This is a genomic window from Butyrivibrio sp. WCD2001 (assembly GCF_000424485.1).
In the GTDB taxonomy this organism is placed as follows: domain Bacteria; phylum Bacillota; class Clostridia; order Lachnospirales; family Lachnospiraceae; genus Butyrivibrio.
On record NZ_AUJZ01000005.1, the window covers coordinates 151801 to 164484 of the forward strand.

General features: G+C 44.7%; 3 protein-coding genes. All 3 read left to right on the forward strand.

Translation table 11 applies throughout. The annotated features are described in order from the left end of the window. Nucleotides 1–10: 10 nt before the first annotated feature. Genes G630_RS0105570 through G630_RS0105580 form a run of 3 tightly spaced genes read left to right on the forward strand, consistent with a single transcriptional unit; the run spans nt 11 to nt 12663 of the window. Nucleotides 11–10258: a non-ribosomal peptide synthetase gene (locus G630_RS0105570; RefSeq protein ID WP_026498010.1), complete on the forward strand. Its 10248-nt coding sequence runs from the start codon at nt 11–13 to the stop codon at nt 10256–10258. 21 nt (nt 10259–10279) lie between these two features. Beyond that, complete coding sequence (locus tag G630_RS0105575) at nt 10280–11191, forward strand: carbohydrate ABC transporter permease (protein WP_049946111.1); 912 nt, start codon at nt 10280–10282, stop codon at nt 11189–11191. Between the two features lie 2 nt (nt 11192–11193). Continuing rightward, nucleotides 11194–12663 (forward strand): ABC transporter substrate-binding protein, encoded by a 1470-nt coding sequence (locus tag G630_RS0105580; RefSeq protein WP_044958778.1) that lies wholly within the window; start codon nt 11194–11196, stop codon nt 12661–12663. Nucleotides 12664–12684 lie beyond the last annotated feature (21 nt).

A 12684-nucleotide genomic window follows, 5' to 3' on the forward strand; every position in this document is an offset into this window, starting at 1 on the left:
GGGAACATGGATGATGCACGAACCGGTCAGACCTTATGAAATAAAATCCATATTGCCGCTGATAGCGGAGTCTGCAAGGGCATATGAAAATATGCCTGCGCTTTATTGTGGGGAAAATAAATATACCTACGGTGAGCTTGATAAGCTTAGCGGAAAACTGGCAGCCTTTTTAAAGAAACAGGGCATAGTAAAGGGGGATGTCATTTCCGTTCTTGTGCCCCGCTGCGAATATATGACTATTGCTCCGCTTGGGATACTTCGCGCGGGAGCAGCGTATCAGCCACTGGATCCCTCTTACCCCGAAGAGCGTCTGCGCTTTATGATAGAGGATGCGGATGCACCTGTCGTTATAGTTTCAAAAGAGCTTGAACATCTGATAACGTTTGCGTGTGAAGGCGGAAAACAGTGCACAATACTCTATATGGAGGATATCCCTAAGCTGCCGGATACATCCGAAGTTATTTGGGAAAACGTAAACGGCGATGACCGCTTTGTAATACTGTACACATCAGGTACCACCGGTGTGCCCAAGGGTATCGTCCTGACACATGGCAATATATATTCTGCCTGCAAATGGCATCTGAAATATTATGAAGTGGATGATAGCTGCCGTATGGCACAGCATCCGAGTTTTGTCTTTGATCTTGCGATAGTGGAACTTTTGCTTCCGCTTACTTCAGGTGCTTCAATCTATATCATTCCCGAAGAGATAAGAACAGATTTAGGTGAGCTCAACAGCTTTCTTGAAAAGCATAGAATCACTCATCTTACAATGACAACGCAGCTTGGAAGACAGTTTGCAATGACTGTTTCAAACCACTGTCTTCGTCATCTGACAGTTGGCGGAGAAGCACTTGTATCAGTGGCTCCTCCGACCGGATACACACTGACTAACGATTACGGCCCGGCTGAGTGCACACTGTATACGACGATTTTTCCTATAGATAAAGAATATCCGGGCAAGGCGCCCATAGGAAAAGCAGTTGACGAGGTCAGATTATATGTGGTGGATGAGAACGGACAGGAGAAAGAACCGGGAGAGATAGGCGAACTTTGCATAGCAGGTCCCCATGTTGCACTTGGATATTTAAATCGTCCGGAGCTCACAGAGAAGTCATTTACGGACAATCCTTTTTCTGATGATCCCGAATACAAAAGGATGTATCACTCCGGTGATCTTGTCATAAGACATGAAGATGGAATCTTCGAATTTATGGGAAGGGCCGACAGACAGGTCAAGATACGCGGAATAAGAATAGAGCCTGCAGAGATAGAGGAACTCTTAAGAGGCTATGACGGAATAGATGATGTGGTTATCTCGACTCCCGAGGTAGGAGGACAGAGAGTTATAGCCGCTTATTATCTTGCGGATTCAGAACTTGATACCAATGAGCTTGAGGATTATGTTCGCAGGTTTAAGCCTTCTTATATGGTTCCGTCCTTTTTTATACGAATAGACAGTATTCCCCTTAATACAAACGGAAAGGTGGATTATGAAAAGCTTGAGGTGCCGGATTTTGACCTTAACAAGGCTGAATATGAAGCACCGGCGAATGATACGGAGAAGGAACTGACACTAATTTATGAAGCGCTTCTTGGCATTACGAAAGTCGGAAGAAACGACGATTTTATGCGGATAGGCGGCGACTCACTTCTTGCTGCAAGGCTCCTGTTTGAAATCGAAAAACATTTTTCATGCAGATTAAGTACGCGGGATATCATGGAGAATTCTATTGTTTCCGAGCTTGCTAACCTTATTGAAAAAAGGAGTCTGGAAGATACGGATTCGGGCTTTAGACCTATCGATGAAAAACTTCTGCCGGAGCAGGATTATTATCCTGTTAGTAAAGCGCAGGAGAGAATATACACTGCGCAGAAGCTCCTTGACGATAACGATTCCACGTATCTTCTTAGCATGTCTGTAATGACTGAAAAAAGGCCTGATAAGGGAAGAACCAAAGAGGTGCTTTATAAGCTTTTTGAACGTCATGAGAGCCTTCGAACTTCATTTTATATGCAGGGATCTGATATAGTTCAGAGGATTCAGCCAGCTGACAGCAAGTGGATAACGGAAGCTGTAGAAAAGGCATATACAGAGGAAGCTCCCGCATGTTTTGAACTTGAAGATGCTCCGCTTTTTATGTGGAGTATTGGAGATAAGGGACTTACATTCTACTGGCATCACATCATAAATGATGGTACCGGAATGGCTATGTTTGGACAGGAATTCGCTGCTCTCTATAACGGAGAAGCGCTTGAAGATACAGCTATTCACCAGAAGGAATACGCTTCGTGGGAGCGTGAATGGATGGAGGCGGATGCCTATAAGCATTGTATAGATGAGTGGATAGGGCTCCTATCAGATCATGCCGATAGCAGAGAATTAAGGCTTCCATATGATGGAGTGTTTAATGAGTCCGAAAAGGCAAAGGCAGGGCATGTAAAGCTTGAACTCGGTGATGGACTATCGAAGGAAATCGGGAAAAACTGCAGGGATCTCGGAGTTACGCCCTACATGTTTTTTGTCACGGTTTTCGCGGTTATGCTCCATAAGTATACAGGAAAGAAAAGGCTTATTCTCGGAACGGCAGTGGATGGAAGGCAGCAGCAAGGCACGGTAAAACTTCAGGGAATGTTCGCAAATACATTGCCGATAGCCATGAACGTAAAGGAAGGTATGACCTTTTCACAGCTCCTTGACAGTGTCAGGGATAAGGTACTTTTCATGCTGGATAACAGGCAGGCTTCACTGGAGGATATATCAGCCGGTTATGAAAAGCTTGGAGGCACAAGGCGCACTGCACACGGGCACCAGTTATTTGATGTCTTTTTTGTGATGCGTGATTTTGACAGTGCGCTGCCTGACATGGACGGACGACCTTCGAAAATGTACTGGCCCTATGATGAGATGCCGATGTACGACCTCACACTTGAAGGCGGAATAGAAAAGGACTCATACTATTTTGTTTTCGAGTATGACAGGAATCTGTTTGATGAGGAAAGCATCAGGTGGATGAGCAGACATTTTAATACTCTTCTTAAAGCGTGTGTAGGAAAAGAGGAGGAATCACTAAGTGCTGTTTCCATGCTGGGTGAGGAAGAGAAGTCTCTTATTATGAATTATGGCGCCGGGAACGATGAGGTATTTTTATCGGACACTGTCATAGACAGAGTGGGGCAGCAGGCAAAGGAGCATCCCGATAAGAAAGCGGTTGTATATGGCGAATCAGTTATGACCTATAAACAGCTGTGGGAGGTTTCGGGCAGAATCGCCGGGAGACTTTTGAAGGAATATGGTTCTCTTAAAAATGATAAGGAGAGTAAGGAGCGCTGGGTTGGCCTTATAGCGGGACGCGGCTTTTCGATGATTGCGGCAATCTTTGGAATACTGCGCTCAGGTGCGGGATATGTGCCGATATCACCCGAATATCCAAATGAGCGTATTAGCTTTATGCTAAAGGATTCGGGAGCTGATCTTGTGCTGGTATGCGATGCGGATTCGGACATTTGCGATGACATAGAAGAGAATTTGAATAAGCTGCCTGTCATCAGGTTATCGGAAAAAGAGTTTGGTACCGGAACTGAAGAGAAGGCTGATGAAAACTGCAGGCTTCCAAGGGTCATGCCGAACCGGAATGCTTACATGATATATACATCAGGATCAACCGGGGAGCCAAAGGGCGTTGTTGTAGAGCATGCACAGCTGTCGTCACTTCTTGATGCATATAAGAATATTTATGAGCTTGACTGCAACGACACTGTTCTTCAGTTCGCAAATTTTGTATTTGATCAGTCAGTGTGGGACATTTTTCATATACTTACCGTGGGCGGATGTCTTTGTACCATCCCTGAGAATATTGTCAGGGATCCGGAAAGACTCTCTGAATACTGCGAGGACAAGGGCGTTACCGTCGCATCTCTCACTCCGGGATTTTTACGACTTATGGATCCTGAGAGACTACCGAAATTGCGACTCCTTGATGTCGGAGGTGAGGCACCGGATAAATCGCTTCTTACGGCATGGAGCAAGAACAGGACGGTATTTAATACCTATGGCCCCACTGAGACAACAGTAAATGCAACGAGCTTTAAGTTTGCGGACAAGGGCAGAATACTGTTTGAAGCTCGTGGTGAAAAGGAAAATGTTCCAATCGGAAGGGCTATCCCGGGAACAAGGACGTATGTCCTTAGAGGAGACAGTATTTGCGGAATCGGTGTGCAGGGTGAGCTTTGCATATCCGGAAGGCAGGTGACCAGAGGATATCACAACAGACCGGAACTCACTAAAGAGAAGTATGTAAATAATCCCTTTGGTGAGGGCAGAATGTACAGGACCGGTGACCTTGTAAGGGTGCTTAAGGATGGCAATATCGAGTTTATAAGCCGCATTGACGACCAGGTCAAGATAAGGGGCTACAGAATTGAGACAGGCGAAATAGAAGCAGCTATGCGTTCGCTCCCCGAAGTTAATGACGCTGTAGTTATAATTCGCAAGAATGAAAAAGGCGAGAGACAGCTACTTGGATATTGCATTTTACAGAACGCAGAAAATTCGGATGAGGAAATCCGGAATATAAGAAAACAGCTTGAAAAGCGCCTTCCGGTTTATATGATTCCTTCTGTGATCATTCCCGTTAAGGAGTTTAAACTCACCATAAACGGCAAGATTGACAGAAGAAGGCTCCCGGATCCCCAAGATTATCGGGAAGAATTTAAAAATGCAAGTAGTCGAGTCCTTCCGGCAACGCAGGAAGAACGGGACCTCCTTGAGGCGTTTGAGGAAGTTCTGGATATAAAGAATATGGGTGTCACCGATGAATTTCTTTCATACGGCGGTGATTCCATAAAAGCAATAATGATTGTATCGCTTCTTCGCAAGAAGGGTTACAACGTTGATGCGGCAGATATTTTAAGAAGCCAGACGGTGCGCGGACTTAGTGCGCATATTAAGAAGGAAGAGGAGAAGAAGTACAAGGAATTTGAAAAGGTCATACCGACTCCTGTAATGCGCATGTTCAATATGGCAAAGATGAGCAATCCGTCGTACTACGATCAGGCAGCAGTTTTCACTATCAAAGAAAGTGCTGATGCTGCGTCGCTTGAACAGGCTCTTAATGCTCTTGTCCGGTATCACGGTATGCTCAGGATGGTACTGGAAAAGGACGGCACAATAAGGATTCGTGAAAAGGAAGAAGTTAGCAGGATAGACCTTCCCGTATACAGTGATCTCGATGAGCAGGAAAGAATAAAGGTAATGAATGACTTAAATGCTTCGCTTGATCCGGAGAGCGGAAGGATTATGAAGGCTGCTCTTTTCAGAGAAAAAGCAGGTGACAGGTTATTCCTTACCTTCCATCACTATGTGATTGATGAGGTATCCTGGGAGATTATAGCGCAGGATCTTAATTCACTTTGCGGTGCAAAAAGCGAAGACGTTCTGCCTCCTATGACAGTGTCATTTGGGGAATGGTCCAAGGAACTAGAGATGTACAGCAAATCTCAGGGCTTCATCCCGGAGAGAAATTACTGGGGCAGGATACATGAAAGAATAAGTGAATACAGAAAGGGTTACAAAGAACTTCTTAGTAACTTCTTGAAAAATGACGGATCACAGACAAATGGATCTGGCTATATAACTGCGTCTGTAGGGAAGGAAATATCGGATAAGCTGATAAGGATTTCGGGCAGCAGGTATAAGGCGAGCCCTGCTGTGATATTGCTGGCAGGATTAGTAAGGACAATCAATGGCTTATACGGCGACAGAACTGTTTTATTCCAGATGGAAAGTCACGGCAGAGGGAAGCTGGGGAAGGATATCAGATGCGATAGAACAGTAGGATGGTTTACCGCTGTATATCCTATGCTCATTTCCGCTACTGAAGACACGGATGAGCAGATCGTTCAGGTCAAGGAAGAGCTGGCAGCTGTGCCCAATTATGGTCTGGGATACGGCCTTTTATTTGATGATCTGGTCGATATCGGCGGATTTGTTTTCAACTATCTTGGAAGCCTTCGCAGCAGCCACGGAGCTTTAATAGAATACTCCGATGAATATGCTGGCCGTGAATCGGATGCAGAGAATGTTGATCCGGGGACAATATCCGTTAATATCAGGGCGGCCTTCAGCGGCTTTGAAATTGAGTGCGTATATGACAATATATATTCCGCTGACAAAATCGAAGAGCTTATAAATAAATACATATCATTCATTGAGTCATCGATAGAGAGCATACCTGACGAGGGAAGAGTTATTTCACCTTCGGATCTTTGCGTTTCGGACATCATGAGTATGCGCGACTGGAACAGGCTTACTATGTCAATATCTCCTGAAGATATTGTGGCAATAGGCACTCCGACACCTCTTCAAAAGGGCATGCTGTACCGCCTTGCTGCTGAGCCCGGGACAGCCGCATATATGTTACAGGATAAGCTCCTTCTTAAGGGTGAATGGAATAAGGACGCTTTTTGCGCGGCTTTGAGTCTTGCAGCCGTTCGTTTTGATGCACTCAGAATACGTTTTGCTATAAACGGTTACGAGAAGCTCTGGCAGATAATACTTAGTGAAGGCACAGCTTCTCCTGAATTCTGTGAGATGAGCGGACTTAGCATCGAGGATATTGCAGCAAACGATTTACGCAGAGGTTTTGATCCGGAAGAAGATGTGATGCTAAGAGTAACCTTCAATGCGGATTCTGCGGACAGGGATTTAAAGGAACTTCTTATAACTTCCCATCACTGCATATTTGACGGATGGAGTTTCAGAATACTTATAGATACTGTTACGGATTATTATTTCAGATTATGCGGCGATGAGTCCTATGACGAGCTTAGGAATGAAGCGTTAAAAGGAGCTGCCGGGGGACTCGGGTTTGCGGAATATCTGCGTCTTACAGGCGACAGAGACAGCGAAAGCGCTCTCACCAAGTGGGAGGAATATCTCAGCGGAATAAATGAGGGAGCGGGAATCGGAGAATCCGCCGAAAGCGAGGGCGGGGGCGAAGCTGCTTATGTGAAACTTTCCATAAAAGGTGAAAAAGAAAAGAAGATAAGGGAATATGCGAAGAACAGAGCGATTACCTTAAGCACCTTTTTCGGAACGGTCTTCGGACTTCTTCTCGGTTTTGAAAATGATATGAAGGATATCGTATTTGGAGAGACGGTATCGGGAAGAAACATAAATGCCAAAGGTATCGAAGATGCTGTAGGCATGCTTATTAATACAATACCCACAAGGATTAAATGGGAGGCTGATACACCTGTTTCCCTCGTTATGAAGAGGCGACAGGAAGATTATCTTAGTATGCAGCCTTATGAAAATGCGCCTCTTGATAAGATAATGTCCAGAAAGAAGGCGGGCGCCGGTCTTATAAAAACTCTTTATGTCTATGAAAATTATCCGGCAGAGGACAGTGATGACAGATACAGGATAAGTATGGAACATGAGGAGGTTGATTATCCCTTCTCTATAGGTATAGAGGAACAGGACGGTTTCAGCGTTGAAATTCAGTATGATGAAACAATATATGAACGCGCTTACATAGACAGGCTTCTTGGACGATATGAGAACCTGATCCTTCAGATAATATCAAACGAGGATATAAAAATCTCAGAGCTTGAAAGGGTGCCTCAGAGCGAGATAAGTTACATGCTTTCGGATATATCGGGAACCCGTAAGGAGTTTGGCTCTGAAACATTTATCCACATGTTATATGAGAATGTAAAGAAAAATCCGGATAAAGCCGCGGTAATAATGGAGGGCAATACTCTAAGCTATGAGCAATTATGGAGAGGAGCCTGCGCTCTTGCATCAAAACTTGGCTTTGGAGAGGAACGTTTCGTGGCAGTTTATGCCGACAGGAATCCCGAAATGATAGTGGCGCTGATCGCCTCGTTTATTGCAGGTGCTGCGTATGTGCCGCTGGATCCCGAATATCCGGATGATCGTATAAGCTTTATTCTTTCTGACTGTGAACCTGTGGCTGTGCTTCGGAGTATAAACCCGGGAACACAGGATAGATCAGAGCTTTTTAATGAAGCAGATTTACGTATCATAGATGTCTGCACCGAGGAACTTATTAGTCAGGAAGATGCGGATTATAGTGTGCCCAGGCCGGAAAGCGATGTGGCGGGGACTCTTGCATATATGATTTATACTTCGGGAACAACGGGAATTCCCAAAGGTGTTGAGATAGATCATGAGGCCCTTACTGTTATGGTAAGGTCCAACAGGGAATTTTTCGGTGATACGACAGATGTAATACTACAGATGGCCAATTATGTATTTGATGCCTCTGTATATGAAATATTTGTGCCTCTTGCGTACGGAGGCACAGTGTGCATGATTTCGAAGGAAAAACTTGGAAGTTCTGAAGCCATTGCGAGGTATTGCAAGGAAAACAAAGTGACTTGCATAGCGACAACAAATGCCTTTTTGCAGGCACTTAATCCGGATGACTTCGAAACCATCGATGCTGTCTGCGCAGGCGGAGATGCGGCAAACAATGATATTTTCGCAAAATGGGTAACGCATGCAAGGCTTATGGTAAATGACTATGGCCCGACCGAAGCCTGTGTCAATGCGCTCTCCTATAAATATGAGGAGGGTCACCTGGGAGCTATACCGATAGGACGACCTTATGTAAATAAAAAGGTATATATCCTTCAGGGTAATAAGCTGTGCGGAACCTTGCAAAAGGGTGAGATATGCATTGGTGGAATGGGTCTTGCAAGAGGTTATCATAACAGAGAGGAACTTAATTCCAAGGCTTTTGTAATAAATCCTTATACAAAGGAGCGCATTTATCGTACGGGTGATATTGGATATTTTGATGCGAAGGGTGACGTATATTGCCAGGGAAGATATGACGACCAGGTCAAGATTCGCGGATACCGCATTGAGACCGGAGAAATAGAAAGCCGCATAAGAGAGTTCGGATCTGTCAGGGAAGCCGCGGTTATTAGCAGAAGTGATAACGGAAGGGAAGCATATCTTGCCGCTTATATCACCTGCGACGAGGCTGTGGATACGGATATGCTTAGGGCTTATCTTAAGAAAAAACTCCCGGCCTACATGGTGCCTGTAGCGATAGTAACACTTGATAGCCTGCCAAGAAATGCCAGTGACAAACTTGATACTGACGCACTGCCCGTTCCCGAATTTACTGAGAATAAAGCAGAACCTGAGGGCTATCTTGAAGAGATGATAGCAGCTCTGTATGAAAAAATACTGGGCATGGAGAAGGTTGGAAGGGATGATTCCTTCTTCGAACTTGGCGGAAGTTCCCTTGATATGATGCGCCTTATCTCGGAACTTAACGGATACAACATAAGTATTTCAGATGTTGCCAAGGCGCCTACGCCAAGACTTTTCGGTGAACTCCTGCTTGAGAGATACAGAGGATGGGAGCGAAGGAAAGATGAGGCAGCTCTGCTTAAAGAAGGAAGCAAGGATAAGCCGGCACTGTTCTGTATTCCACCTTCGGGAGGAATGCCGTTATGTTATCTTCCGCTGATAAAAGAGCTTGACTACGACGGAAGAGTATACGGCCTTACGGATGATAAGTATGCACTATTTGCAGATATGACGCTTGAGGAGCTTATGGCATACGAGCCGGAAAGTGCAGACATGTGGGGCAAAACTATAGAGCATTACTACGAAAGCATGCAAGGTCTGTTTAAGGACGGAGACATTATTATCGGATATTCGCAGGGTGGACCGGCTGCGTTTCTTGCAGCACAAAGGCTTGAAAGTGAAGGCTTTAAAGCAGACAGGATTATTATGCTGGAAGCTCCGGAGCCAGGTGAAACATACGATGAAGAAAGTAAGTATGAAAGAATGTCTGCGGCAGCTGCAATCTTTGCGGGAAGGACAGAGACAAAAATCGCAGATCCCGGCGCAGAGGATAGCCTGTCTGAGAGAACATTTTTTGAAAAGTATCTTAAAGAAAACTTCGGAGATAATGCTAATGATGCTTTGCTTCACGCTATATTTGAAACCTACCTGGTTTATTCATCAAACGTGATGAACAGCGTCAATATTAGCGGGAAGGTTAAGGCAGAGATAGACAGTGTCGTTCTTTGCGAAAACGGTGATATGAACGAAGGAAATGCGGCTAAATGCGATAATGATCCATGGAGCTCATATTCACAGACAGAAGGAGAGGCATATATTATCGGCGGACCTGATGACGATCATCTTGCATTTTTATCTAAATATAAAAAGCAGATATCGCAGATATTGAAAACACTTATGAGGTAGATATTAAGGGGAGATAAGCAGGTGGAAAATTTAGTCAGTCCAAATGACAGCGCTTATTCTAAGCGCGCTAACGCTGTTGCTACAATACTTTTCTTTATTTTGACGGTTTTGATTTTATTGCCAATATTGCTTGTGTTTATCGTATCGTTCTCAACTATGGACAGTATCACGGAAGTTGGGTACAGTTTTTTCCCGAAAGGGCTGTCACTCGATGCATACCGGTATCTTATGAATTCCGGGAGCTATCTGGTAAGAGCTTTCTTTAACTCTGTCCTGATCACCATCTCTGCAACGCTCCTGGGACTTTTTCTGATGTGTCCCATGGCGTATGTCATTTCGAGAAAAGAATTTCGTTATCGCCAAATTCTTCTGGTATTTCTTATGATTCCGATGCTGTTTTCCGGAGGAATGGTTGCCAGCTATATGGTCAACACACAGGTGCTGCATTTGAACAATACCTATTTTGCACTGATCCTCCCGGGATTATGTTCCACCTGGTACATTCTGATTCTGAGGAACTATTTTCAAAGTGCTATTCCGGATTCACTTATCGAGTCGGCAGGTCTCGACGGATGCCGGCATCCGCAGATTTTTCTTTTTATTGTTGTTCCGGTGGCAAAGCCTGTAATAATGACCGTTGCAGTTCTTCAGATGTTTTCATTCTGGAACAGCTGGTATCCGTCGCTTTTATACATTGACAGCAATCATACCGAGCTTTATCCGCTTCAGTATGTACTTGTAAATATGGAGAGAAGTATAGATGCCATAACAAAGGATGCACAGTACTTATCGGGAATGCAGGCGAGCGTTGCTCCGGCTGCTACTATACGTATGGCGATGGTAGTAATAGTTGTACTTCCTGTTATGATACTGTTTCCGTTTTTCCAGAAGTTTCTGACCACAGGAATGACTGTAGGTGCTGTGAAAGGATGATTATGAAGAAAGCTTATCTGTATTTTTCCATAATTTTTCTCTTAATGCTGATCCTGACAGGCTGCAGTATAAGTTCAGCTAAGGGAGACGATGACATAATTACTCTCAGGTGGGTTACCTATGACAACGGAAGCATCCCGCTGGATGCCAAAGAGGTAATAGCAAAGGCTAACAAAGTATCAGCTGAAAAAATCGGAGTGAAGGTGGATCTGGAATTCCAGCCCAGTGAAAAGATCAATTTGATGATGGCTTCCGGTGAGTACTATGACATGGTTTTTACCAGCTCATGGCTAAACAGCTTTGATAAAAATGCGGCTGCTGGATGCTACCTTGATATAACTGAGCTCGTGCAAAGAGAGACGCCTGCGCTCTATGATACCATCGGAAAATACTGGGATTGTGCAAAGCTGGAGGATAGGATATACGGCGTTCCCACTCTTAAGGATATGGGCGCTGAAGAAATGTTCAGATTAAATGCCGATTATTTTGAAGGGCAGAAGGGGATGACAATTCCGGAAGAGATGACCTTTGATGATCTTGAGCCCTTCCTTGAAACTTATAAAAATGACTATCCTGATAAATATCCTCTGGCCATGGATAAGAGTGGAGTTCCCGGGTATCTGAACTGCGTTGAGAGAATAGTGGATGGTATAATTGTGATCCCTTATGACTGCGATGATGAAGCGGTAAAGGCGATTCCTTTTTGGGAATGCGATGAACTTGTGAATAAGTACCGCACACTTCATAGGTGGTATTCCAAAGGATATATACATCCGGATGCAGCTACGATTCAGTCGACGGCAGCAGACATTTCCATCCCTGTAAGGGGCGGTGTTGCCTGGAGAGGATATAAGGGATATTCAAATCCGGATCAGTGGGGATTTAACGTGAAGACCTCAATCTATGAGGGACCGTATCTGTCCCGCTCAAGTGAGCAGGGGGCTTTGTTTGCTATATGTGCAGCCTGCCCGGAAGAAAAAGCGGTGGCATGCCTTAAGTATCTCGAGCTCCTTAATACGGATCAAAAGTTCAGAGATATTCTCGCTTACGGGATTGAGGGAACACATTTTGAATATCTGGATAATGGAACAATACTTAGACTTCCGGCAGGAAATGACAGATACCATACGGGATTGTATCAGACGGGATCGGCAGTAAGTGCATCAGTTGAATCTGTAAGCCGGACTATTTTGGCGGATCCCGATCAGTGGAAGCTTGTATATGAGGGATATGTTGAGGACGGCATTTACAGCAGAGCCGGCGGCTTTGCCTACGATCCTGTAAATAATGAGGATATAATAACCGCTGTCAGAGCTGTCTACAGTGATTATTCCACTGAACTGTGCACGGGAACCAGCGACCCGGACAAGGTTATTCCGGAGATAAAAAAGCGAATGGAAGCAGCAGGAATAGATGAACTTTTGGATGATATAAACAGTCAGCTTCAGGCTTGGGAAACTCAGGCAAAATGAGACATAAGCCAATATTGAATG

Excerpts from the sequence above, each read along its gene's own strand:
- G630_RS0105570 (WP_026498010.1), top strand. The coding sequence starts at position 11 with ATGATGCACGAACCGGTCAGACCTTATGAAATAAAATCCATATTGCCG.
- G630_RS0105580 (WP_044958778.1), top strand. The coding sequence starts at position 11,194 with ATGAAGAAAGCTTATCTGTATTTTTCCATAATTTTTCTCTTAATGCTG.